The sequence below is a fragment of the archaeon genome (assembly GCA_016432545.1).
In the GTDB taxonomy this organism is placed as follows: Archaea; Thermoproteota; Nitrososphaeria; order Nitrososphaerales; family Gagatemarchaeaceae; genus UBA183.
Map to the genome: position 1 here is coordinate 899,911 of CP066694.1, position 23,616 is coordinate 923,526.

The following is a 23,616-nucleotide window of genomic DNA, read 5'->3' on the forward strand; positions in this document are numbered from 1 at the left end:
TCAACGGCCTCCAGCGGTGTCCATGGCAGAGGCCCCCCCGGAGGCTTTGGAGGTTTCTTTCCCTGAGTTCTTGGACTTGATGCCGAGCAGGACCGCGATTCCCCCGATCGATCCGAGAAGCACGTAAAGTGAGACGCCGGTGAACCCCCACAGTGCGGGAGACAGGTAGCCGGCGTATGGAAGGACAGCGAGCACCCTGCCTTCATAGAAACTCTCGGTGACGCTCCAAGGGTCGGCGGAAGGGTTGGTGGCCATGTTGTCGCCTTTGGTCGTGTAGCAGACCTGGCCCTGGCAGTCGCCGACCGAGAAGATCCGATGTATGACAACCCCTGGGTTGCCCCTGGGGTCGTGGAAGACGATAACGTCCCCGACGCGAAGCGAGGAGTAGGGAGCCCCGTAGACGGCGACGACGTCGCCGTAGTTGATCGCGTTGGACATGCTGCTCGGACTGTCCGTCACGACCCGATACGGTTGGACGCCGAGCAGGTACTCGACGCCTCCATAGGCAGCGAAGCCCACGAGGACGAGGGTTGCAGCGTACTCAGCGTACTTCAGGAGTCTCATCTTCATCAGTCCACCTCCACGTCGATGGTGTACTGGCTGTAGGGGGTGGCAGTGGAAGACAGGACCTTCAGTGACAGGACGAGGGTCGAAGTCCCGATCGATGAGGCGAAAGCTCCGACCTTTATGTTGACATCGCCCGAAGAGGCGAGCGTGATGGTCGAGCCCGAGCTACCCGTCATCGTCCCGCTGGCGACGATTATCTGCTGGGAGTAAGGGCTCGCGAAGGAAATCGTCAGGTTCGTCAGCCTCCCGATGTTCACGTTCGAGCCCGTTATCGCCCTGAGGTTGATCGTCCACGACGAGGCGACTGCGTTGTGTATCTTCAGCACGTAGTTGAAGAGACTGGGGGTCTGGAAGTTCGTCAACTGGCCGGAGCCCCAGAAGATCGTGACTGACTGGCTAGCTGTTACCGTCGTTTCGATGTAGCCGCCCGCGGGCACCGTGCCGGCACTCGAAGAGAAGGAGGACGAGACTTCGGTCTTGGTCGAAGTGATGGTCCCCGTGGTCACGGACGAGATCAGCGTGTCCTGGTGGGCGCCTGCGGAGTTGGTGGTGTACTCGCTGACGGAGAGTGTTGTGGTCGCTGGCTTGAAGACGGCCACGACCTCGGCCCAGCCCCACGTCCCAGTGTTGATGTTCGTCCCGTATCCCAAAGAGAATGTCGAAGTCTGCGAAGCGCTTGAAGAAGGAAGTTTGTACTCGTCTGCTGCGTTGAAGCGATACGCTGTCCCTCCCCCTGTCGTCCTGCAGTTCGTCGCGCCGGTGAAGTCGCCTCCCCGAGCTGACATGGAAGTAAAAGCGGGGTCGTAGGTAGGGGCACTAGAAGCTCCGCACGGCTGGTAGCCCGTGAAAGCGTAGCAGAAGTCGTTTCCAGTGCAGGTATAGCTGCCCACGGAAGCGGAAAACGAGGTGCCGGAGGTCGCAGTCCCCGCCCCCGAGGTCGTGGTATCAGTACTCTTCAAGGCGCCCAGGACCTCGAAGCACGTCACGTAGGAGTCGGTCACAGTCCCTGTAAAGTGAAGCGTGATTGTGTCTGCGGCAGAAGACCCCGCCACCGCCGCATAGATGTAGGTCGCGAAAGTGATTGTGGACCCTCCTGACTTCGTCACGACTTGGGACCAAGTGTCGCTCTGGGAGTCGGTTGGCGAACTCACGGTGATTGAGGAGGGAGAGACGAGGAATGCAACGACGAGAAGAGCCCCTGCGGCGACGTTGCTTCCGTAGGCGCATGTGGGAGTCGTTGTAGTCCCTCCGGAGGCCCCGGTGGTCTGGTCCATGGGTGCGCTGATGCCTGAGCTAGCCCACGCGTCGAGCACAGTCGTGCCCGAAGGGATGGATGCGCTGCTGCTGTACGCGGGAGTCCAGAGGCACGCGGTCTGTCCGTTGGTGATTGTGAAGGACCCGGTCCCTCCCGGCGCAGTGAGGCTCGTGTCCACGGTTGGGCTGCCGCAACTGACTGGCATGTTAGCGGTCTCATAGTAGGTGAGGCCGGCGGTGACCTTCGCGGTCCCCGCGTCCGCTTCGACCGAGGAGATGGTGGATGTGCCGGCTGTCCCTCCTTGCAGACTGACGGACGGTGACCGGACGGTGCCGGTCGAACTCGAAGCTCTAAAGTTGGTCGAAGAGGCTTCTGAAGCGACTGTGGAAGCCAGTAGCACCATGACGAAGGCGACGGAGGCAGAAAGCCATGCGGGTCCTTCTCTCATCCCGAGGTCACGTCCACTGGACTGCGACCTTGAAGCTTATCGTGTCTCCGGTAACGACCGTGCCGCCGCTTCCTGCGTAGGCTACCACTTCGACGTACTGAGTGGACCCTGCCGTGATGCTCACTGGGAAGGTCCCCGATACGGAGCCACCGGTCGTCGAGGTGAACGTGAGGGATCCGACGCAGTTGGCCGGCGTGACCAGGGTTCCGTCTGCGTTGAAGTCCGTCTGCACAGTGCAGTAGTAGACTGTGACGCTCCCGAAGTCGGCGGCCCGCGTGTCTGAGATCCCAAGGATTGTGACCCCCTTGATTGAATGCGTGTTCGTAGCGTCCTTGACCTGCACGAGGTTGGAGTAGTAGGTGGCTGGAGGCGGGCTGAAGGTCGCGTCTGCTTTGAACAAGCTCATGGTCACGGTCGCGGTGTCCGAGGTTCCTGAGACTGTGACTGTGGCACATGGATAGACTGTACAGGATCCGCTCGAGTCTGAACCAGCCGCGATGGTGACGTCAGCCGCCCTGACCGTGGACGTGAAGCTGGCATAGTCGTATACGTACACCGACGCGGTCGCAGTGCCGACCATGGACAGGATGAACAACCCAGCGAGGACCTTCGCGCGCCGCGAAGAGAACAGGGTCTTTAGACGCTCCATCGTCCTAATGTCCGGGCGCCTCCATTGCAGGAGCCGATGAGCCTCTTAGACGGGATGGAATCAAAAAGGAGACCGGATGCGATTCGGTTTTCGGACCTTTCGCCTTCGGCCTCAAGTGAGAACTTGTCTGCATTTTGCACTTACCTTGGAGCGAGCTTACGCCCACTGGACCTGGATGTTGAAGACGACGGTGTCGCCGTTGGTAGCGCCCGACCCTGCGAAGGCCACGACTTCGATGAATCGGTTGTTGCCCGCGCTTAGGGCGTCTGTGCCTGGGTAGATTGTGCCTGTGCTGCCTGTCGATGTGATGTCCAGCTTGTTCGCGCAGTCGGTGGCTGGGTCGTTTGTTTGCGCTGTGCAATAGTAGACGGTGATCTTGCCGAAGTCGCTACCGCTTGTAGCGGTGATGGTGGGGATGACCTTGACGGACAAGACGCTGTGGGCGTTTGTTGCGTCATGGATGACTGTCAGGTTCGTGTAGTAGGTTGCGGGTTGGGGAGTCTTGACGACAGACTTCGCGAAGCTAAGTGACACCGTAGCGTAGTCAGATGTTGCGCTGATGGCTACCGTGGCGCACGGGTAGATTGAGCAGGAAACGCTCGCGTCAGAGCCGGCGACCAACGTAAGGTCATTCGCTCTAACCGTGGCGGTGGAGTTGGAGTAGAAGTTGATGAAGACGGTCGCGCTGGCGGTGGAGACCAGTCCTGCGATTGCGAGAATCGGGATGATCTTGCCAAGCCTTGATCCAGTAAGTGTTCTGAGTCCTTCAGTTATTTTCAACATGAAGAGATTGCAATCGGCCGGATTAATCGCCGAAGTGGAGAATCTTACACGAAATCGTGAGATTTTGCATCTATTTTACCATTTCATAAAAATTCATTGCCTTTTTCATGTGAAATATCAAAGTCTCGGGAGACTCTTGGCAGGTGCATCCCGCCATCGCAGCGCTGGAAAATGCTCCAGAGTTGCTTATCTAAGCCCACGACCGAGCGGCTCGCAACTTGGCAAGAGACTCCACCCGCTCCGTGCACGAGGCAGAGCCCGTGGACGAGGGGTCCGGCTCAATCACGACCCCGATCTACCAGACCTCGACCTTCGCCTTCACAAAGGCCGAGGACGCGAGGAGGGCGGTCCTGGGGGAGACCAAGAAGTACGTTTACTCTCGCTGGGACAACCCAACGACTGTCAGGCTCGAGAAGAAGCTGGCCTTCTTTGAGGGTGCTGAGGACGCGGCCTTCTTCTCCTCAGGCATGGCCGCGATCTCAACTTCGGTCCTCTCCGCCCTGAAGGCCGGGGACCACGCCGTCGCGATAAGCGACCTCTACGGTGGCGCGTTCCAGCTCATGACCAAGATTCTGCCTAGGTTCGGCGTGAGGACGACCCTGGTCGAGACCGGGAACCACGCCGCGATGAAGAAGGTCGTAGGGCCTTCTACTAAGCTCGTCTACATCGAGAGCCCCACGAATCCAACCCTGAAGCTAGTTGACATCGCCGGGGCGGCGCGCATAGCGCACGGGGTCGGGGCGGCTCTGATGGTCGACAACACCTTCGCCTCGCCGATCAACCAGAACCCGGTCAAGCTTGGGGCCGACGTCGTCCTCCACAGTGCCACGAAGTACATCAACGGTCACGCGGACGTCACTGCAGGAGTGGCGGCCGGAGACGCAGAGACCGTCGACCGGATCAAGCACCTGAGGAGGGACCTGGGCGGGACCCTGGACCCCCACGCCGCCTGGCTGATACTCAGAGGGATGAAGACCATGGCCCTCAGGGTCAGGGCCCAGAACGAGAACGCGATGGCTGTCGCAGAGTTCCTTTCTAAGCACAAGAGGGTCAGGGCGGTCCACTACCCGGGGCTCGCGAGCCATCCGCAGCACGCGCTCGCCTCCAAGCAGATGAAAGGGTACGGGGGGATGATGAGCTTCGAGCTGAAGGGGACACAAAAGGACGCTGAGAGGCTCACCGAGCGGCTGAAGGTCGTACTGCTCGCTGCGAGCCTCGGAGGGGTGGAGTCGCTGGTTTCTCAGCCGTCGATCATGACCCACACTCAGATGACCAAGGAGGAGAGGTCGGGCACCGGCATCCCTGAGACCCTGATCAGGCTCTCGGTGGGGATCGAGGACAAGGAGGACCTGGTCGAAGACTTCAGGCAGGCACTGGGGCCATGACCGGTCTCGAGAGCCAGCCCTCCGGAACATTGGGCAGGTAGCTCGGCGCCTCTCGGCCGTACCTGGAAAGAGGCTTGGTCAGGTGCCTGTTGGCCCTCGGGGAGGAGATGTAGGTCCCTCTGGGGAGCCCTCCCTTGGCGGAGGCCAGTACTTCGAAAGTCTCCAGGTTGAGAGTCTTGGAGTGCAGCTTTGTGGCCCTCCTGACCCCTCCGTAGACCCTCAGCCTGTCGCCCGGCTTTAGGAGCTTCGCGGCCCTTCGGAGGTCGCCGGTCGGCTCGTAGGCGGAGCAGAGCCTGCGCGTCCCAGCGCAGTTGATGCTGACGTACGTGTGGCCGCCCTGGCCCACATCGACCCCGACCACCTCGCCCTCGTCCCAACCCGATGAGTAGGCCTTCCAGTCGAGCTTCCTCTCGAGGTGCGCGTCCGTGTGCTGGTTCGAGACGTAGACCATGTGCCCCTGCGGGTCCTCGTCGAGGACAAGGCTTCGGAACGCCCCCAGGACGGTGTCGGGCGAGTCGCCCCTGACGCCGGCGAGGACCGGGTCGGGCCCGTGCGGAGAGATGAGGACCTTGCGCTTCTGGTGGTCGACGTTGTTCAGGGTGCGGGGGAAGGTCTCAGAGTCCATGCGGAAGACCGAGTCAGGGTCCAACTTCCTCATGGTTCCGAAGCGCTCGGGGAGCCTGTAGGAGATCAGCTCGTAGGTATGGTCGTACCGCTCGTCGAAGGCCAAGGCGCTCGCCGCCCCGACCAGGCCCATCCCGTTGCCCAGCTCGAACGACCTGGCCCCCGCCTCTGCGATGGTCCGCCGTGCGCGGTGGGGATTGACCACTCCGCAGAGCGCGTCGGAGTAGAGCCGGTCGAACGAACGGGCCACCCCTGGGTCGTCGAGGAAGACCATGCCGGTGTTCGCGCCTCCCTCCACATCGGAGAGCTCGGAGACCTTTGCGGACAGGCGCGCGAACGCTCTGTCAGGGTCGGGGGCGTCGATGAGCAGGCAGACGGCGGCGTTCCCGCGGGTCTTGAAGGGGATGTTGGGGTTGAGCCGGACGAGGCGGGGGAAGGGCAGGACCTCGAGGACGTCGGAGAGGTCGGCGGCGATCCTGTACCCCAGGTAGGTGGTGCAGAATCCCCTCGAGGAGTCGGTGTCGTCGATGCCGACGAGGCAGTGCATGAGCTCGCGGAGCGCCGGAGATATTTTAGTCTGAGATGAAGCCTAGGCTTCGACTACGATCATGGTGAGCGTGCTCCTCACCTTGTCGAGCCTGCGGATGTTCCAGGTGATCGTCTCCTTGACCTTCTCCATCGTGTCGGCCTCGACCCTTGCGACGATGTCGTAGACCCCGTACACGACGTAGACGTCCCTGACGTTCTGGATCTCGCGGAGCTTCTTGAGAAGATCCTCTTCAGCGCCTAAATCTGCGTTAATTAATACGAAACGCCATCGGCATGTGCCGAAATCACCACCTATCGCGTCACTGACGTAGTCTCTGGTAATAACCGTTGCTGCTTATCTGACTGAAACAACTTCGTAGCCATGGCTGCTTACCAGACTTGGGAACAAGTTGCTGGTTACTTTGACGGTGATGGCAGCATATTGATCTCAGACACGTCCAACCAACCGTTCAAATTGGGAATGTCCCTCCAGTTCGTGGATCAATCTAGGGAACAGATTCTGATGCTCCAAAATTTCTTAATCGATCGTGGTGTGAAGACCAGCAACATCCTGAAAACCTCGAAGGGCACCGCTAACATGCTTTCAGTAGGAAGCAGAGACTCAGTGATCAAGACCCTGAGGGAGATGGCCCCGTATCTGTTCAAGAAGGAAAGGGAGGCATTCGTTACCTTGGAATATTTGGAAGGTAAGATCACCGGGAATCAGTTGTTCACGGCCTTTCAGCTCGAAGTCGAAGCGGGTAGAAGGGAGAGGAGAGGGAGAACTGTGATGATTGATGTGCCGTACACGCAGTTCGAAGGAGAGGCCCTCATGAAGGCCCGAAGAAACGAAAGACTAGCGAGGGCGATAGTGAAGACGCGTTCGAAAGTCAGTGAAAGCGACTATTTTCGGATCAGGAGGGAAAACTACGTACTGAATTGGACGTTGCGGGACATCCTCGAAGCCCATCCCCAATATAGCAAGGAGACAATCCGCAGAATTCTCGGCAGGGGAAGGGGCTACGTTCTCGTGAAGGGCCGGGGCATCGTCAAAGCGGACAATAGATAAGGAACGGCCGAAGGCCCGCCCCAGAATGTTCGGAGTCTTCGCTCTCGAGATGGGCCAGGACGACCCCACGAAGTGCACGGCCAGGAAGATGATCCAGGCGGACCTGGCCAAGGGGGTGGGGAGAAAGTTCCACGCCAACGACAAGACGATGGTGCTCAACCCGTACGCCCACAGGGTCATCTCTCCCCCCGACAAATCGGTAAAGGCGATCATGGTCAACGACTGCTCGTGGAACCAGGCGCAGGAGGTCTTCTTCACGCGCCTGGGGGGCAAGCACAGGAGGCTCCCGATGCTTTTGGCCGCCAACCCCACCAACTACGCCGTCCCGGGGATGCTCAGCTCCGTGGAGGCGGTCGCGGCTGCGATGTACGTCCTGGGGGAGGTGGAGGACGCGCAGGTCTTCCTGGCGCTCTACAAGTGGGGGCCCAACTTCGAGACGCTCAACAAGGAGCCCCTCGAGGCGTACAGGAAGGCCCGCTCCGAGGGGAGGGTCCTCCAGGCGGAAAGGGAGTACTTCCCGAGGCTCTTCGAGCGCTGAGAAAGGGTTATCTGGGGAAGGCGGGTCGACGGCCCTGACGCGAGCCGGTGAGCGGGCCACGGGGACCTCCTGAGGAAGTTCCTCCCTCGCAGCAGGACGCGCGGCGCCATGAGGCGCAGCCGGAGACGGCTGGCTCCAGAACAGAAACGAGACCCGGCCCATCAAGGGCGATGATAGGGCGACCTTGAGGTCGGTGGAGACCGGGGTGAAACGGCTGACCCGCGCGGAGCAAGGCCAAACGTGGTCGATGAGACGCCTGCCGGAGACCAGGGTAGGCCGCTGAGCCGAATCCCGCCTAAAACAGAAGGAGGACTATGGCCGGGACGCGTCAGACATGACTCGGTGGGAGGGTGAAAAGCCCTCCTCCCGAGGCCTTAGTCCCTCCGACGAAGCACCGGGAGAGGCTAGGAGCTGGTTCAACCGGATCTGACCTAGCAGTTTTGGTGGTGTTGGACGATTCAAAGTGCCACCCACTTCGAAGCCTTGAATGGTTTGAAATCAGGTGACCTGAATAACCAATCGGAGGGGTCTGGACGGACTGCGCCCTACCTACATCGGCCACCGGCACGTCTTGTTCGAACGCAGAAATACTTCTGTACTGCATTTACGTTGGTGCTGAACAAACCAAGAAGAACCGTCGCCATCGCAATCGTGTTGGTGGTTGTGGTGGTGGCCGTGGACCTAGTCTACTTCCCCGGGAGTGGAGAGATGTCGACCAGGCGGGTCGTTCTGAGCCCCAGCTGCCTGCTTCAGTCCGGTTGCAGAGAAGGGTTTGATGTCAACATCACGCGCCCCCAGGTTCTAAGAGTGAGCTTTGTAGCTCAACATGAAGTCTATGCGGAAGTGGACTTCGTTGGCAATGGGACGTCGAGCGAGGCCCTGCATTGGCCCAGAGGACTACAAGCTGATCTCGTAGTCTCCGTTCCCTGTAACTTCGGAACTTACAGAATATGGTTCGCCAACCTAGGTACATTGGAGTCCGAGAATATCGTAACGGTACAATTCGAAACGACTGACATTTCGGCTCCAAAGTGTGGTTGATTGGAACCTGATGGTAAGGGTTAGGCCGCAGTCCATTCCCCGTTACAGACGATCTTAGGCCTTGACCTTGACGTTACTCCTTCGCCGTAGGAAAGAGAGCGGAATGGCATGGGGGATTGTTGGCTTGATGCCATTCAATTTGTTCTATGCCTTCATCATTACTCTGTTTGTCATAGCACTAGCCAACTGCGGCCCCGAGTGCTGAGTCCAAGGGTCTGCTCACTTTCAAGGTCTGGACACCGATTGTCGCGTTTCCTGAACAAGCCTTAAACTGCCTCAGCCATCGCAGCGGAACCCCTTGCACAAGTTCGCCCACCTCGCCGACGCACACCTCGGGGCGCACAGGGAGCCGAACCTGCGGAAGCTCGAGCTCGAGACCTTCGACCTGACGATGCAGAAGTGCGTGGAGATAGGAGTAGACTTCGTCCTCGTATGCGGCGACCTCTTCCACGTGGGGATACCCGACCTTGGCGTCGTCGACGCGGCACTGCGGAGCATGCAGAGGCTTCGGAGAGAGGAGATCCCAATCTACGCGATCTACGGGAGCCACGATTACACTCCCAACGGGACCTCGGTCATCGACATCCTGAACACGGCCGGGATCTTGACCAATCTGTTTAGACCCCAGTTCGTTGGAGAGAAGCTTAGGGTCCCCGTAACCACCGACGAAAGGACCGGAGCCAAGCTCGCGGGCATTTCGGCAAGGAAGATCGGGCTCGAGAGCAGGTGGTACGAGCGGCTGGACAGGGAGTCGCTGGAGGAGGTCGGGGGGTTCAAGGTCTTCGCGTTCCACAGTGGGATTACGGAGCTCAAGCCCCCTGACCTCGAGCAGATGGAGAGCATAGGGGTGGACATGCTGCCGAGGGGCTTCGACTACTATGCGGGCGGGCACATACACGGGAGGGGCGAGTTCTCTCTGGAGGGGCACGAGAAGATAGTCTTCCCGGGGCCGCTCTTCACCGGGCACGGGCCCGACCTGGAGGCGACTGCGAGGGGGGAAAAGAGGGGGTTCTACATTGCCGAGTTCGACGAGAGGCTCAGGGGACAGAGGTTCGTCCCGATGGAGACGGTGCAGGGTGTCTTCAGGGAGTACGACCTGACTGGGAAGAACTCGGTCGAGGCGAGCAGGTGGATGGGGCAGGACCTTGAGGGCGTGGACGTCGGAGGTAAGCTGGTGGTGGTCAGGGCCTGGGGGGAGCTGGCGGGAGGGAGGAGCTCTGACATCGACTTTGGGGCCATGAGGGCGGGGCTGGCGGCGAGGGGTGCCCTGCACGTGTACCTGAACCGCGGCTCGGTCAGGTCGAGGGAGGTCTCGCAGCGCCTGATGCAGGGGATGGATTCGAGGGATGTGGAGAGGGCCCTCTTCAGGAGCGAGGCGGGGAAGGTGAAGGCTCGCGCTCAGAGGCTCGGGCGGGAGAGGAGCCCCGAGACGGCGGGGGAGCTGCTTGGGATCCTGAGGCAACCCCAGAAGGTGGGCGAGTCGAAGAGGGACTACGTGTCGAGGATGTCGCGTTCGGGAGCGGATGCGCTGGGCCTGGAGGACGTCGCGTGATAATCAAAGAGCTGGAGCTGAAGAACATCCGGAGCTACAGGAAGGCCAAGGTCGAGCTCCCCATGGGCAGGACGCTCTTCGAGGGGGACATCGGGTCGGGGAAGTCGACGATCTTGATGGCGGTCGAGTTCGCGCTCTTCGGGTTGGGGTCGGAGTCGGGGGCATCACTGCTCAGGCTCGGGGAGCAGGAAGGGGAGGTGAGGTTGAGGTTCGAGGCCGAGGGGAGGGAGTACGAGGTGGGGCGGAGGCTCCAGAGGAAGGGAGGGTCGGTGCAGCAGAGGGACGGATGGGTCGAGACCCCGGAGGAGAAGCTCGAGCTGTCCCCGGGCGAGGTCAAGGAGAAGGTCCTCGAGGTCCTGAGGTTCAACGAGGCCCCGGACCCGAAGGCCCAGAGCACGATATTCAGGTACGCGGTGTACACGCCACAGGAGGAGATGAAGGAGGTCCTGGCCATGAGTCCGGACCTGAGGCTCCAGACCCTGCGGAGAGCGTTCAGGGTGGAGGACTACAAGACTGCGGCGGAGAACGCGCAGGAGGTCGCAAGGGAACTGAGGGGAGAGGTTAGGGAGCTGGAGGGCGCCGGAAGGGGACTCGAGAGGCTGAAGGAGGAGGCCTCGGAGCTCCGGGAGGAGTCTGGGGAGTTGAAGAGGGCCCACCAAGAGCTGGAGAAGCAGGAGTCGGGGGCGGAGAGGGAGGTTGCAAGGCTCAAGGGTGAGAGGGAGAAGCTGCGGGTGGACATGGTCAGCTATGAGAAGGCTAGGACTGAGGAGAGGCTCCTCGAGAGATCGGTGTCAGAGAGGAGGGAGGGGCTCGAGGGCCTGGAGGAAGAGCTGGAGGGCCTGCGGGAGAGAGCCGGTGAGCTCAGGGAAGTGGAGGTGCCAAAGGGGCCGCCGGAGTCCCTGACCATTTTGGAGCTCAAGGCCGAGGAGCGGAAGGCCCAGGCTGAGGTCAAGAAGCTGGCGGCCCTGGAGGCGACGATGGAGGAGAAGCTCAGAGACTATGGGACGATAATGGAGAGCGGAGTCTGCCCTGTTTGCGACACGAAGATCGCGGAACACGACTTCGGCAAGAGGACTGAGGCCAAGGAGGCCGAAAGGAGGCACGTCAGGAAGCTACTGGGGGAGGCGGAAGGGAAGCTGGAGGACGCGAGGCTCGCGCGCGAGAAAGCAGAGGAGGAACGCCAAGCGAGGGCGAGGGCGGCGGACGCGGAAAAGGAGAGGAAGACGGTCGATTCGGAGTCGCACAGGGTGGAAGGCGCAAGGAAGAAGATTCTAGCGAAGCTGAAAGAGGAGGAGGCCCGGCTCGCGGAGCTGGTGAAGATGACGACGGAGTTGCAGGCGTCTGTGGCGAAAGTCGAGGCGATGGAGGAGAGCCTGGAGGGGGCGGAGGAGTCGCTAAGGAAGACCAGGGACTCGATTTCAACCGGCAGGGAGAAGTTGAGGGGCCTCGGCGTTCGCGTGGCAAGGCTGAAGGAAGAAGTCGAGGCCAAGGAGAAGGCTAGGACGAGAAGAGACTCCCTTGCTGAGGCGGAGCTGTGGCTGACCGGCTACTTCGTGCCCACGGTGCAGCTCATCGAGAGGTCGGTCCTCGCGACGATCAACCAGGACTTCGGCGCGCTCTTCCAGAAGTGGTTCGCGATGCTGGTGGAGGACGCGGAAAAGGACGTGAGGGTCGACGACGACTTCACCCCGCTCGTGACGCAGGAGGGGTACGAGCAGGACGTCAGGTACCTGAGCGGGGGCGAGAGGACGAGCGTCGCACTGGGGTACAGGCTGGCGCTCAACGCGATGGCGCAGAGGGCGTTGGGAGGCGCGGCCTCCGACCTTCTGATCCTCGACGAGCCCACGGACGGGTTCAGCAGGGAGCAGCTGGGGAATGTCAGGGAGGTCCTGGACGACCTCGGGGCGCCGCAGGTCATCGTTGTCTCGCACGACAAGGAGCTGGAGAGCTACGCGGACCAGATACTCAGGGTCAGGAAGGCGGGCGGGGTCTCCGTGGTCGAGACGCCTGCTCGCTAGGGTGCGGTTTCTGAGCGTCCGCTTATCCTGAGGATGGCCAGGGTCCCGAGGAGGACTTCCCTGAGGCCGCCCGACTTGTACTTCCTGTAGGCGAGCTCCCAGTCGGCTCTCGCGAGGAGGACGGTGACGACCACGGTGAGCACGATCACGAGTATTGTGGGGCCCAACGAACTTGGGCCGAGGGTGGAGCCGGCGAGCTGGAAGTAGGCCTGGCCGAAGTACGCGACCGCCACGGAGAGGATCACCTTGCCGAGGGTGTTGACTGCCATGAAGCGCCAGAAGGGGAACTTGACCATGCCCAGGGGCACCAGGTAGATGTCGTCTGGGAGGGGGGTCACGGCGAAGAGGAAGACGCCCAGGTCGCCGTACCTCCCGATGAAGCGGCCGAGGAATTCGAGGTTCTTCTGGGTCCCCTTTCCAGAGATCAGGTATCCCGACCTGCCGAGGAAGTAGGAAGTGGCCTTGCCGAGCGCCCCTCCTATCCCAGCGACCACACCGAGGGCGAAGGGGTCGAGGGTCCCGCTGAGGAGGATGACTACGATCAGGTAGGGGACGGGGAGGAAGGGGATCACGCTACCCGCGAGAGAAGCTAGGAAGACTCCCAGGTAGCCGTAGGAGAGCGAAAGGTCGTAGAGAAGGGTGACCAGGTCGGACACGAGGGGAGGACACTTTCGGAGTCGTGATAAGGTTAGGCCCGAAGTCCACCACGGGGTTTAAACTCGGGAACGCCCGCTCGAGAGCCCTGTTTTGGCGAAGAGGATTGCCTGGCTCTCGAGCGTGATGCCCGCGGCGGTCACCGGGCTGGAGGAGCGGGTCGCGAGGTCGATCGAGGTCGTGGAGGAGCCGCCTGCGTGGATGTGCCTCGCGTGCAGGGGCGCCAAGCTCCTCTGCGGGAAGCCGAGGTGCCCGATCATAGTCAAGGCCCAGGCGATGGCGAGGCAGCCGCCCTCGTTCGCTGGCACAGAGATCGAGGGGTCCTCACCGCCGGGGGTCTTCGTGGGCAGGCTGGGGTATCCGAAGGTCTCGATTGGGCCGATGGTCCCGGCGCAGTTCGGGGACACGTCGATACTTGACACCCCGGAGGAGTGGCTGGGCAGGCCGGTGGACCAGATAGTGGACTACCGGTACTCGTTGGTGAGAGGCAACTCGAGGGCCAGGGTGGAAGACGCCAGGGACCCGGGGAGGCTCCTGACGTCGCTTCAGGAGCTGGCGATGGCGAGCAGGCCGGTGGACACAGAGCTTAGGCTCACGAAGGCTCCGAGGAAGGTCCTGATGCTCAGCGAGGACACGCAGCCCTTCGGGCCCTCGGCTCCGCTGGAGAGGTTCAGGACGCAGAACCCGACCGTCGACAAGAGGATCGAGGAGGCGCACTACGACAGGGACCTCGGGGCCGCGGACGCGGTCGAGAGGCTCTACGAGAAGGGGGTGCTCGTTACGAGGATCCAGAAGGCCTTCAGCATCGGGATGTTCGGTGACGGGGCGCGCAGGAGGATCGTACCCACCAGGTGGAGCATTACGGCGGTCGACAGCTCAGTGAGCCTGAGCCTCCTGGAGAAGGTGAAGCACAGGCCCACCATAGACGAGTACAGAGTCTATTCGTACTCGGTGTACGACAACCAGTACGTCGCGATCCTGCTGCCCGAGCAGTGGAGGTTCGAGTGGATCGAGGCGTGGTTCCCCAACACCACCTGGAACCAGTTCAATTCGACGCCGTACATGATCGGAGACTACGAGGAGTACTTCGGGAGGACGAAGTACGCGAAGGTGGGAGGGTGCTACTACTCGACCAGGCTGGCGGTCGCTGAGGCACTGGAGAGGGAGAGGAAGCAGGCGGCCGCGATCGTCCTAAGGGAGACGTACCCTGGATTCATCATGCCGCTTGGGGTCTGGAACGTCAGGGAGAGCATCAGGGAGCTGATGAGGCAGCCCTTCGAAAAGCACGAGACCTTTCGGACCGCGATGGGCTCAGCGCTCTCGAAGCTCAGGATCCCCCGGCAGAAGTGGGTCAGGGAGAGCGTTCTGATCTCGAGGGAGCTGACTCAGAGGAAGATCACTTCCTACTAGCCAGATAGGCCTAAATCCAAAGTCGGAGGCGAGGGCGACCTTGACAGAGAAGCTCTTCTGGAGCGACATGTACCTAGCGGAATTCGACGCGGTGGTGGTTTCGGCCGAAGGGAACAGGGTAGTCTTGGACAGGACCGCGTTCAATCCAAAGGGAGGAGGGCTGGTGTCGGACACAGGGGTGCTCGGGGCCTCGAAGGTCGTCGAGGCGGTCAAGGAGGGGGACGAGGTCGTGCACCTCGTCGAGGGGGATCTCGGGGCCGGCAAGGGAGCGGGCGTCCGCGGGGCGATAGACTGGGGGAGGAGGCACAGGATCATGCGGATGCACACGGCCGCCCATCTTCTGAGCGCTGTCGTCAACAGGGAGACGGGCGCCCTGATCACAGGGAACCAGATTTCGCCCGACGAGTCCAGGGTGGACTTCAACCTCGAAGACTTCCGGAAGGAGAAGGTAGAGCAGTACGTCCAGGCTGTCAACGGTGAGATATCGAGAGGACTGGAAGTCAAGACCTACTTCATGAAGAGAGAAGAGGCACTGGCGACGCCGGGGTTCGTGAAGCTGGCAGGGGCGGCTCCACCGTCGGTGGAGATGTTGAGGATAGTTCAGATCGGGGATGCGGACACGCAGGCAGACGGCGGGGTCCACGTAAGGAACACGAGAGAGATCGGGACGCTGGTCGTGAACAGGTCGGAGAACAAGGGGAAGAACAACCGACGCCTGTACTTCACGGTGCGGTAGGAAGGATATTAGACAGAAGCAGGTCGGAGGCTTCGTTGGCCGGCTTCGCGGACGCGCTCTCGAGGGAGACGGAGGTGAAGGTGACGGTCGCAAGGAGGTCGGGCGGAACCCTCGAGCTGCTGCCGATGTACGGGCTCAAGACCGTCTGGTTCAGGGACTTCGAGAGGGCCGGAAGTCTTGAGTTGAGCGTGGGGAACGAGAGGACGAAGGCCGTCCCGCGTGTCTTGAGAAACGCGGCCTCGGTCGAGGAAGTGAAGGGGAGGTTCGGCAAGAAGTACGGGGCAGGGGAGGTGAGGAAGTACTATCCGACTTCGGAAGTCGCCCTGAAGGTCGAGCTCTAGCCTAGCGCCTGCGCGCGACCCAGAGCGGCATCCGCTTCGCAGTGCAGTTTCCGCAGTAGGTCCTCATGAGCCGGCTCGGCTCGTCGAAGATGGTCGTGGAATGTGACATGCAGACCACCTGGCCGCACTCAGCGCAGGTAGCGACCGCGTGGCCTTTGCAAACCGAACATCTCGCCAAATTTTTTCACTTTTCTCGCGCCGATTGAACACAGTCAGTCCTCGTCGAACCCTGCAAGGTCGTCGTGGGCGAGACGTGCCTTTGGCGCAATGGTTGGGAAGGGCTTCCTGTTAATAAAGGCGAGCCCCTAAAACTTCGTCGGCTAGATGGGGAGCTTCGGCTCGCCTTCGTACTTCGACAGTCCCCTCTCGGCGAGGCCGTTCACGAATTCCCTGGCCTTTGAGGCCGGGACCCAGGGCGTCATCGTCTTCGAGTTTCCATCGGAGTCGCAGATCAGCGCGGCCGCCGTCCCGTTCTTGCCGGCGATCACCGAGTACAGGGACTCCTCTCCGACCGGGGTCCACTTCGCGGGGCCGATTTTGAGGAAGAGGAGCGGATAGCAGGGGCCCGCCACCGACTGGAGGAGGTCCATGGCCTCCTTGACCCTCGCTCTGCCGGCCTGGACCGCTTCGAAGTAGCTCATGCTGCTCCCCCCAGGTAGAGCAGGGTGAAGACGCCCGTGAGTGAGAGGAAGAGGCCTACGGCCTGGTTCTTTTCCAGCCTCTCGTGGAGGAAGACCATGGCGTAGGTGGCGGCAACGGCTCCTCCCATCCCCGAGAGGGCCGCGACTACGGGGAGCGAAGCTATTCCGCCTGCGATTCCGTAGCTGAAAGCGAGGAAGCCCACAGCCTCGAGGAGGCCCATGGCGACTATCGTAGCGGAGAAGTTACGCCTTGAGGGCCTGACTGACTGGTGAAGGAAGGGCGCAAGCAGGAATCCGGTCAGGGCCCCGACGCCCCGGAGGAAGACGGCCGGGAGGACGTAGCCGACCAGGGGGGTGGAGTATCCGACCCCGACGTACACTGTGCCGAAGAAGACGGAGGAGCCTACCGCCGACCCGACTCCGGCGGTGATCCGCCGACCGCCTGCCGCTGACTTTCCACGGATCTCTGAGACTCGCGTGGAGAGGAGAACGACTCCGGCGATTATCGCGGTGATCGCCAAGACCTGCGTGGGGAGGAGGAGTGCGCCCAGTATCGTGACCGAGAGGACTGCCGTCACTGCTGGATAGGTGTAGGCGATGGGGGCGACCACGGAGACGACCCCGGTGTGGAACGCGCGGTAGAGGTAGATGAAAGCCATGAAGTTGACGAGCCCAGAGACTACGAGGATCACAGCTGCCACCGGCGGCACGCTGAAGGTCGGGCTCAGTATGGGCACCAGGGCGAGGAGTATCACGAAGGTCGCCAGGTGCGAGTAGACCACAGTAGGGAAGTGGCCGACTGCCTCGGACTGTCTCCGGGACAGGTAGTCGGCTGTCCCCCAGCAAAGTGCCGCGATCAGTCCGAGGAGAACTGGGGTGTAGGCCATCTTTGTCTTGTGTCGGTCTTCTCCGACTCGGGTTTAAGAGGCGTCTCCTGGCCCTGAATTTGTTTGAAGATAGACGTCGAGGTGGCTTCATCTCCGGCCGAGGTGCCCGGGCTTGCGCGCAAGGCGGAGGAGATGGGGTTCGATTGTTTCTGGGTCAATGAGACGAAGCACGACGCCTTCGTCCAGCTGGCGTTGGCGGCGGCGGGCACGAAGAGAATAGGGGTAGGGTCGTCGATAGCGCTGGCCTTTACGAGGAGTCCGACGACGATTGCGTATGCGGCCTGGGACCTGCAGAGGCTGGCTGGGGGAAGGCTCCTTCTTGGGCTTGGGAGCCAGGTGAAGGGGCACATCGAACGCAGGTTCGGGATGAAGTGGGAGAGCCCGGCTTCGAAGATGAAGGACACGGTCCTCGCCGTCAGGGCGGTGTGGAAGTCGTGGCAGGAAGGCGTGCCTCTGCGCCACGACGGGAGGTTCTACAAGCTCGACCTGATGACGCCATTCTTCAGCCCCGGGGCGATGGAGTGGCCCAAGATACCGGTCTACCTTGCCACTGTGAACGAGGGGATGGCGCGGGTAGCCGGGCAGGTCGCCGACGGCGCCCACGTTCACCCCCTGCACACCGTGAAGTACCTCAGGGAGGTCCTCCGCCCCGCCCTTGACGAGGGGATGAAGAAGTCTGGAAGGAAGGGAGAGGACGTGACGGTCACTGCATCGGTCTTCTCTGCGGTCGGGAAGGACAGAAGGGAAGTCGTGGCCTCGAGGGAGGCTTGCAGGGGGCAGATTGCATTCTATGCATCCACGAGGACGTACAGGAAGGTAATGGAGGCTCACGGGTGGGGCGACGTCTGCGACAGGTTGCACGAGCTTTCGGTCAGAGGAGAGTGGGACAAGATGCCCGGCGAAGTCAGCGACGATGTGCTAGCAGAGATGGTCGTCGAGGGGACGTGGGACAAAATCGGACGACTCCTGGTCGAGAAATACCGCGGGCTTGTTGATAGGGTGAGGCTCTACACGCCGTTCGATGGAGGAGACGATTGGAAGGCGCTGGCGGTGACGGCTAGGTCTTGACGCTGATTTCTACTGCGTCAGGCTCCTCTTTGCCGACCCCATAGCGGAAGCCTGGGCTCTCATGGTAGGAGCTCTTGTAGTTGCCCGAGTTCCTTACGTATTCGAGGTACTCTGCGACCTCGTTGGCGTGGGAGAGGACGTTGTCGGCCACGACGACGCTCCCCTCGTGGAGGAGCCCTTCGCATGCGCGGAGGTAGCCGATGTACTCGTCCTTGGCGGCGTCAAGGAAGACCATGTCGAACGGGCCCTTGAGTGTGGGTATCAGGACCTTTGCGTCCCCGACCAATATCTCGACCCTGTCTGAGAGTCCGGCCTTTGTGAGGTTCGAGAGCGCGACCCTGGCCATGTCCTCGCGGACTTCAAGGCAGGTGAGCTTCTGCCCGGGCTTTAGGTGGCGGGCCATGCGGATCGCGCTGTAACCCACGAGGGTCCCGACCTCCAGGATGGTGGAAGGGTTGTGCTTTTCCAGGACCTCGTCGAGGAAAGCGCCCCTCTTTGGGCCGATGATCGGAAGGCCCTGCTCCGGAGCGATCTTCTCGATGGACTGCAGCACTTCTTCGGGCTTCATGGGATGGGATGGAGGTCTGGGCGCGTGTAAACCCTTCGGTGAACTGACGTTGGCCGGGACAATCTTTTAAGGCGGAGAGGGGCGGTTTCCATCTAGAGACATGTCCACCGAACAAGTAGACGTCAGGGAGGTACAGAGGCAGGTCTCGAAGGTCGTCGACCCCGAGATCGGTATGCCCATCGTCGAGATGAATCTAATCGACAAGCTGGACATCAAGGGGGGAGAAGTGGATGTAGAGTACCACGCGACCACGCAGTACTGCCCGCCGGTCTTCGCTCTGAAGATCTCCCAAGACATCAGAGACGGCCTGATGCAGGTGAAAGGCGTCAACTCAGTCAAGGTCGTCGTGACTGGACACTACTTCGCTGATGCGATTAACCGCCAGGTGAACAAGCCTTCGACCGATCAGGGCGCTCCGCCAGCGGAAGCCCCGAAGCAGTAGTCAGAGCAGGGTAAGAGCCGCGGAGAGTGCGCCGAGCCTAGCCGTTGAATCGTTACTCGCACCGCACAGGACCACTGCGTCTCCGTTCTTCGGACTGAGTCCTGCTCTGAGGAGCGACCAAGTGCCGCTTGGGAAGTCTCTCTCGCAGTCGTGGGACCCGCCAGGGACCGCGAACTTCCCCTCCTTGATGACGTAGGTCGTCGCGCCTGCAGCTCCCACAAGAATCGCTGCGTCGCGCTGGTCGATGCCGGTTGCGACCTTTCTGGCCCCGGAGCGGACCAGCATGCCCACATGATGGCTGCCTACCGTCAACCGAGAATCCTTGATTGAGATCATGGGCGAGAGGGCGCTGAGAGTCTCCCTGTACAAGCGCGCGCCTAAGACAGTCAGATGACAGCCCGTGGTGTCCGCATCGACGTATCCTTCTTCGCGGAGTTTCTTGAGGACGGTCCTAATCGATCCCTCCCCAAGCCCAATGTCCTGGGCCAGCGCCTGCCTGCCTATCGTCCTGGAGTTCCCAATCGTGAGGAATGCGAGGAGAAGGTGGGCCCTTGTAAACCCAGGCGACGGGCCCGGCTCGCTCTTCTCTCCGATGCTCAGGAGGGCCGCCAGGGGACGCAACCCCATCGCTTCACTCTGGGGTTCTCTATAACTCGTTCCTCGACTGCGGGAGGATAGGCGAAGGGTTTGTGACGAGGACTCAAGACCGAGCGCTTAAATGGCTGGCTGGATTATCCAGCCAGCGTGAGGAGGGCGCAGGATGTTGCGGTAGTGGGGATATTTTCAGCCCTCGTCGTAGGCTCCGACTTTGCTCTCTATCCGCTCTATGGCATAAAGCTGATGGACACCCTGGTCTTCTTCGTGGCTTTCGCCTTCGGAGCAAGGGCGAGCGTCGGTGTGGCGGTCATCTCTGAGACGACTTGGAGCTATGTCAGTCCCATCGGGGCCGCGGGCGTGATTACTCCTTTCCTGGTAGGGGGAGAGCTCCTCTTCGTCCTTGCCGGTTGGTGGGCTTCGAAGGCGTGGGGGGACCGGTCGAAACTCCTCTCTCCAAATGCTATCTTCATCGGGGCGCTGATGCTGATCTGCGCCTTCGTCTGGGACTTCGAGACGAACGCGGCCACGGCCCTGATAGCAGGCTGGCCAACTGTGACTCTGCAGTCCGTTGGGGCTTGGGAGCTGAGCGGGATCCCGTTCGCGGTTGTACACGAGGCCGCTGACTTCGTCCTGGGGATGGTCTTGATACCCGCGATCCTGATGGTGGTTCCGAGGACGAGGGAGGCCGGGCCCTGACATGGCGGGGAAGGGACTGCTGTATGGGGTCGTAGTGGTGATGGTGGCTGGGATACTGCTCACGTCCACGCTCGCGGTCCAGTACTACGCACTTTACCAGGCCCAGGCCTCTGCGTCGGAACAGCGGGCAGGCGAGCTGAGCGTAGCACTTGCGAAGTACAATTCGCTGGCGACTGACTACAGAACTTCCTTGCGCGACTACAACACGACCCTGTCGCTGCTTGCGAAGGCGGTCGCGAACCTGAACACCAGCACCCCCGCCTACGTGAACGCAAGCAGGGCACTCGCTACTCTCTGGGCGTCATACAAGGAGCTCGCAAGCGCTCAGGGAGGGAAGCCGCTGGTCTACCAGGTCAGGATGCTCCTGGACTTTGGGAACGGCACGTCAAGGTGGTACAACGACACGTCGATTCAGCCGGGATGGGACGGGTACGTAGCCACTTTGGTCTTCGTCGGCGGCAGGGTGGATGCGACCTGGTATCCGCAGTACGGAGAGCACTTCATCAACGGGATTGGAGGGGTCGAAAACGATTATGCGAACGACAAGTCATGGACTCTCTGGACGTGGAACTCAGCGAAGGGGTGGCAGAGTTCGACCCTGGGGGCCGACCAGGTACAGCTCGCCAACGGGACGGTCTTCGCCTGGGCCTACTGCGGATACGATCCGAACACCTTCGTCCCTACGTGCTCTCGGCCGTGACGGACTAGCGCCTAGTGGTCTATCGCCCGTAGAAGAGCGAGGGAGCGCCTCTGAATCTGGTGCTCCTCGGGCCGTTGAGCCGGATGTGCCTGCGTCGAGTCATGGACGCTACATGGCAGGCTGGCGCAGTTGAAGATGGGAATCAAGGATTTCTGACCTTCTGCTCAACTGGCTGCGTGCTTAAGTGCCGAGTAGCGGCCGCGTCCATCGAGTTGGCGGGTCAGGAGGAGAGGATGAAAGCCCTGGTAGTCGCACTCGTCCTGGAGCGGCGCCCGGAGGAGGCCATCGAGGTCCTGAGCAAGTGGTACAAAGTGACCGTGCCCAGGCTCGGGGTCGGCGTGACCGAGGGGAAGACCAAGGGGATCGCTGCGGTATACTCGGGTAGAAGGAGGGAGATTCTCGCAGCCAACAGGGAGTACCTGTACGACCCGTTCGTGATAGTTCATGAGTTCTATCACCACCTTAGGACGATCGGCGGGACTCACAAGGGGACTGAGAGGCAGGCTGACCTATTTGCGAACGGCTTCATCGCGGCTTATAGGAGCGCGGCTGCCGAGTGGGCGTCAAAGACCGACGGCTGACCAGATGTCCTCGTCATCGTCGAGGTCTACGTAGCCACATCGCTCGCACCTGGTACCCCGGATCTTTGCAGTCCTTTCTCCAGAGCCCACGGTCCTCTCGTATTCGAGCATTTGCCCAGCGTGGCATCTGTCGCAGATCATCCCAGCCGTTCGGACTGGGGTGGTATTTTAGGGCGGGGCAAAGGTTTAGGGATGAAGCCTCGGATGTGGGGGCCGAGAAATGAAGATCGCGTTCAGCTCTCCTAGCGGCCCCGACGCGTGCATCTTCTGTAAGATTGTCTCGAGAAAAGAGGCCTCGCACATCATCTACGAGGACGAGAAGCACATCGCCTTCCTGGACGCGTTCCCCTTCTCAAGGGGACACACGCTCGTCTGTCCGAAGCAGCATGGAGAGACGATCTGGGACATGAACGAGGCGGAGATCGCCGAGCTCTTCAAAGTCGCGTCGAGGGTCTCGAGGGCGGTCGTCGCCTCGACCGGCGCGGACGGTTTCAGGTTCGTGCAGAACAACGGTGAGGCGGCCAATCAGGTGGTCGCGCACGTCCATGTGCACGTCATACCCGTCAAGATGGAGGACAAGGGGAAGTTCGCCGACCGGAGACGCTTCTCTCCTGAAGAGATGGGGGAGGCGGCCGAGGCCATACGAGCGGAGATGCCGAAGCGCTAGCTAACCTGTGACGAAGACTGAGATTGAAGTTATCGCGGTGCCGGTGTCAGAACCTGTGACTGCGTAGATCGTGTACACGCCTGCTCCGTAGTGCTGGATGAAGTCGTGAAGGGAGAAGGCGAGCGCGTCCTGGGTTGAGGTGAACTTCCAGGTGTCGGCATAGACTGTGATGCCTGACTGGAAGGAGGGACAGCCGAAGGAGCAGGGTTGGAGAACCCCGCCCGTCAGGGTGCCAGGGCCGTATTCGTGCGGGCCAGCGTTGAGCTGGGCGGGGGTCTCGGCCGTCGGGGGCGAGTCATAGGTGATGTAGACCGCCTTGGGCGCGGTGAAGGCTTGGAGGGTCGTCCCGGCGATTGAGACGTCGTATGTGCTGGAGACGGAAATCGTCAAAGCGATGTAGTAGTTTTCAAAGTCCTCGACGAAGTAGACCACCGTGCCGTCGTAGGCCACCCCTATGGAGACCCTGTTGTGCAAGGGGTTCAGGATGTTGATCCTGTGCCCGTTGTTGCAGCACTGAGAGTCGTTGTTCATCATCTGGTATTCGAGGGTCCGGATCGCTCCCTCTACCTCCGAAGTGGTGTAGAAGATCGGGCCGCTTGCCCGGTCGTAGGCTACGTTCTCCCCGACCGCCCCCTTGCCGCCGAGGAGCGAGTATCTCATGTAGGGAGAGTAGCCCTGAGTGTCGTAGTGGCTGAAGTATCCGTACCTGAGCATCGAGTTTGCGTGCTGCTGGGCCACGGGGTTGGGGCTTAGGGACACGGCCTGAAGGCCCGGCCTGTCCTGGTTGATCAGCGAGAGGGCGTAGGCGGCCAGCGTGTCGTAGTCCGGCGGGTAGGAGATCTTCGCCGACCCGTTCCCGATCAGGGGCGAGTAGATGGTGTAGTTCAGGGGAGGCCGTGCCGTGATCCCGAGGCCGCCGAAGATCGAGGACAGGAAAGAGGAGGCCGACTGTTCTGCCGACCTGAGGCCCGACTCGGCGTCGGGGGAGAGCGCTACGAAGGCGGCGACCAGGAGGACGACCACCAGGAGAAGGCCGAGGACGACTCCGGAGGCGCCCTGGCGCTTCGGCTCGGCAGGGACCACTGATGACGGGGAGGAGCGCCTCGCCTCGATGAGCATTGTAGAGACGCCGTCGGCCACGATATTAAGCGAATAGCGCGCGGCCGACGTT

At 61.4% G+C, this 23,616-nt stretch carries 26 protein-coding genes and 1 other RNA gene; 15 read left to right on the forward strand and 12 right to left on the reverse strand.

Going from position 1 to position 23,616, the window contains the following annotated elements; genetic code table 11:
• From HY247_04965 to HY247_04980, 4 genes are all read right to left on the reverse strand, one after another.
• Complete coding sequence (locus tag HY247_04965; protein QQG48112.1) at nucleotides 1-570, reverse strand: signal peptidase I; 570 nt, start codon at nucleotides 568-570, stop codon at nucleotides 1-3.
• A complete protein-coding gene (locus HY247_04970) occupies nucleotides 570-2,270 on the reverse strand; it encodes a hypothetical protein (protein QQG48113.1) in 1,701 nt (566 codons plus the stop codon). The genes HY247_04965 and HY247_04970 overlap by 1 nt, the downstream gene beginning before the upstream one ends.
• 7 nt (nucleotides 2,271-2,277) lie before the next feature.
• Nucleotides 2,278-2,919, reverse strand: a complete 642-nt coding sequence (locus tag HY247_04975; protein QQG48114.1) for a hypothetical protein — start codon at nucleotides 2,917-2,919, stop codon at nucleotides 2,278-2,280.
• Between the two features lie 156 nt (nucleotides 2,920-3,075).
• Entirely contained in the window at nucleotides 3,076-3,702 is a 627-nt protein-coding gene (locus HY247_04980) for a hypothetical protein (GenBank protein QQG48115.1), read from the reverse strand.
• Between the two features lie 242 nt (nucleotides 3,703-3,944).
• Between HY247_04980 and HY247_04985 the strand changes: the two genes are divergently transcribed.
• Nucleotides 3,945-5,087 (forward strand): aminotransferase class I/II-fold pyridoxal phosphate-dependent enzyme, encoded by a 1,143-nt coding sequence (locus tag HY247_04985; GenBank protein ID QQG49565.1) that lies wholly within the window; start codon nucleotides 3,945-3,947, stop codon nucleotides 5,085-5,087.
• On the opposite strand, the gene HY247_04990 is transcribed toward HY247_04985, so the two are convergent.
• Together HY247_04990 and HY247_04995 are read right to left on the reverse strand one after the other, a co-directional pair.
• On the reverse strand, nucleotides 5,065-6,258 hold the full coding sequence (locus tag HY247_04990) for a DUF1743 domain-containing protein (GenBank protein QQG48116.1): 1,194 nt from the start codon (nucleotides 6,256-6,258) through the stop codon (nucleotides 5,065-5,067). The two genes, HY247_04985 and HY247_04990, sit on opposite strands and share 23 nt — an antisense overlap.
• A gap of 42 nt (nucleotides 6,259-6,300) precedes the next feature.
• Nucleotides 6,301-6,555 carry an Lrp/AsnC ligand binding domain-containing protein gene (locus HY247_04995; GenBank protein QQG49566.1) on the reverse strand — a complete coding sequence of 85 codons (255 nt, stop codon included), beginning with the start codon at nucleotides 6,553-6,555 and terminating at the stop codon, nucleotides 6,301-6,303.
• A 66-nt stretch (nucleotides 6,556-6,621) separates the two neighbouring features.
• On the opposite strand from HY247_04995, the gene HY247_05000 reads away from it, so the two are divergent.
• The 5 genes from HY247_05000 (at nucleotide 6,622) to HY247_05020 (ending at nucleotide 12,457) form a co-directional block, all read left to right on the forward strand.
• Nucleotides 6,622-7,308, forward strand: coding sequence for a hypothetical protein (locus HY247_05000; protein QQG48117.1), 687 nt, complete (start codon nucleotides 6,622-6,624; stop codon nucleotides 7,306-7,308).
• Nucleotides 7,309-7,333: 25 nt separating this feature from the next.
• Entirely contained in the window at nucleotides 7,334-7,846 is a 513-nt protein-coding gene (locus HY247_05005) for a DUF367 family protein (protein QQG48118.1), read from the forward strand.
• Between the two features lie 39 nt (nucleotides 7,847-7,885).
• Nucleotides 7,886-8,173, forward strand: an RNA gene (gene rnpB / locus HY247_05010) — RNase P RNA component.
• 1,012 nt (nucleotides 8,174-9,185) lie between these two features.
• Complete coding sequence (locus HY247_05015) at nucleotides 9,186-10,439, forward strand: DNA repair exonuclease (protein QQG48119.1); 1,254 nt, start codon at nucleotides 9,186-9,188, stop codon at nucleotides 10,437-10,439.
• Entirely contained in the window at nucleotides 10,436-12,457 is a 2,022-nt protein-coding gene (locus HY247_05020; GenBank protein QQG48120.1) for an SMC family ATPase, read from the forward strand. Before HY247_05015 ends, HY247_05020 begins: the two co-directional genes overlap by 4 nt.
• Here HY247_05020 and HY247_05025 read toward each other — a convergent pair.
• Nucleotides 12,454-13,113, reverse strand: coding sequence for a VTT domain-containing protein (locus HY247_05025; GenBank protein ID QQG48121.1), 660 nt, complete (start codon nucleotides 13,111-13,113; stop codon nucleotides 12,454-12,456). The two genes, HY247_05020 and HY247_05025, sit on opposite strands and share 4 nt — an antisense overlap.
• A 91-nt stretch (nucleotides 13,114-13,204) precedes the next feature.
• Between HY247_05025 and HY247_05030 the strand changes: the two genes are divergently transcribed.
• The 3 genes from HY247_05030 (at nucleotide 13,205) to HY247_05040 (ending at nucleotide 15,598) form a co-directional block, all read left to right on the forward strand.
• Nucleotides 13,205-14,521, forward strand: coding sequence for a hypothetical protein (locus tag HY247_05030; GenBank protein QQG48122.1), 1,317 nt, complete (start codon nucleotides 13,205-13,207; stop codon nucleotides 14,519-14,521).
• Nucleotides 14,522-14,588: 67 nt separating this feature from the next.
• The gene (locus HY247_05035; GenBank protein ID QQG49567.1) at nucleotides 14,589-15,257 is read left to right on the forward strand and encodes an alanyl-tRNA editing protein; all 669 of its coding nucleotides are present in this window, start codon (nucleotides 14,589-14,591) and stop codon (nucleotides 15,255-15,257) included.
• A gap of 35 nt (nucleotides 15,258-15,292) precedes the next feature.
• The gene (locus HY247_05040; GenBank protein ID QQG48123.1) at nucleotides 15,293-15,598 is read left to right on the forward strand and encodes a hypothetical protein; all 306 of its coding nucleotides are present in this window, start codon (nucleotides 15,293-15,295) and stop codon (nucleotides 15,596-15,598) included.
• A 320-nt stretch (nucleotides 15,599-15,918) separates the two neighbouring features.
• On the opposite strand, the gene HY247_05045 is transcribed toward HY247_05040, so the two are convergent.
• Entirely contained in the window at nucleotides 15,919-16,239 is a 321-nt protein-coding gene (locus HY247_05045) for a hypothetical protein (protein QQG48124.1), read from the reverse strand.
• The gene (locus HY247_05050) at nucleotides 16,236-17,126 is read right to left on the reverse strand and encodes a DMT family transporter (protein QQG48125.1); all 891 of its coding nucleotides are present in this window, start codon (nucleotides 17,124-17,126) and stop codon (nucleotides 16,236-16,238) included. The genes HY247_05045 and HY247_05050 overlap by 4 nt, the downstream gene beginning before the upstream one ends.
• Before the next feature lie 63 nt (nucleotides 17,127-17,189).
• Here HY247_05050 and HY247_05055 point away from each other — a divergent pair, with 63 nt between their 5' ends.
• Nucleotides 17,190-18,194, forward strand: a complete 1,005-nt coding sequence (locus tag HY247_05055) for a TIGR03617 family F420-dependent LLM class oxidoreductase (GenBank protein QQG48126.1) — start codon at nucleotides 17,190-17,192, stop codon at nucleotides 18,192-18,194.
• On the opposite strand, the gene HY247_05060 is transcribed toward HY247_05055, so the two are convergent.
• Complete coding sequence (locus tag HY247_05060; GenBank protein ID QQG48127.1) at nucleotides 18,184-18,762, reverse strand: O-methyltransferase; 579 nt, start codon at nucleotides 18,760-18,762, stop codon at nucleotides 18,184-18,186. The two genes, HY247_05055 and HY247_05060, sit on opposite strands and share 11 nt — an antisense overlap.
• A 100-nt stretch (nucleotides 18,763-18,862) precedes the next feature.
• Here HY247_05060 and HY247_05065 point away from each other — a divergent pair, with 100 nt between their 5' ends.
• Nucleotides 18,863-19,204, forward strand: a complete 342-nt coding sequence (locus HY247_05065; GenBank protein QQG48128.1) for a DUF59 domain-containing protein — start codon at nucleotides 18,863-18,865, stop codon at nucleotides 19,202-19,204.
• On the opposite strand, the gene HY247_05070 is transcribed toward HY247_05065, so the two are convergent.
• Nucleotides 19,205-19,825, reverse strand: a complete 621-nt coding sequence (locus HY247_05070; protein ID QQG48129.1) for a hypothetical protein — start codon at nucleotides 19,823-19,825, stop codon at nucleotides 19,205-19,207.
• Nucleotides 19,826-19,948: 123 nt separating this feature from the next.
• On the opposite strand from HY247_05070, the gene HY247_05075 reads away from it, so the two are divergent.
• The 4 genes from HY247_05075 (at nucleotide 19,949) to HY247_05090 (ending at nucleotide 22,445) form a co-directional block, all read left to right on the forward strand.
• Nucleotides 19,949-20,497: a hypothetical protein gene (locus HY247_05075; GenBank protein QQG48130.1), complete on the forward strand. Its 549-nt coding sequence runs from the start codon at nucleotides 19,949-19,951 to the stop codon at nucleotides 20,495-20,497.
• A 1-nt stretch (nucleotide 20,498) separates the two neighbouring features.
• A complete protein-coding gene (locus tag HY247_05080) occupies nucleotides 20,499-21,197 on the forward strand; it encodes a DUF4430 domain-containing protein (protein QQG48131.1) in 699 nt (232 codons plus the stop codon).
• Between the two features lie 212 nt (nucleotides 21,198-21,409).
• Nucleotides 21,410-21,778: a hypothetical protein gene (locus HY247_05085; protein ID QQG48132.1), complete on the forward strand. Its 369-nt coding sequence runs from the start codon at nucleotides 21,410-21,412 to the stop codon at nucleotides 21,776-21,778.
• 220 nt (nucleotides 21,779-21,998) lie between these two features.
• Nucleotides 21,999-22,445 carry an HIT domain-containing protein gene (locus HY247_05090; GenBank protein QQG48133.1) on the forward strand — a complete coding sequence of 149 codons (447 nt, stop codon included), beginning with the start codon at nucleotides 21,999-22,001 and terminating at the stop codon, nucleotides 22,443-22,445.
• Here HY247_05090 and HY247_05095 read toward each other — a convergent pair whose 3' ends face one another.
• The gene (locus HY247_05095) at nucleotides 22,446-23,564 is read right to left on the reverse strand and encodes a CAP domain-containing protein (GenBank protein ID QQG48134.1); all 1,119 of its coding nucleotides are present in this window, start codon (nucleotides 23,562-23,564) and stop codon (nucleotides 22,446-22,448) included.
• Nucleotides 23,565-23,616 lie beyond the last annotated feature (52 nt).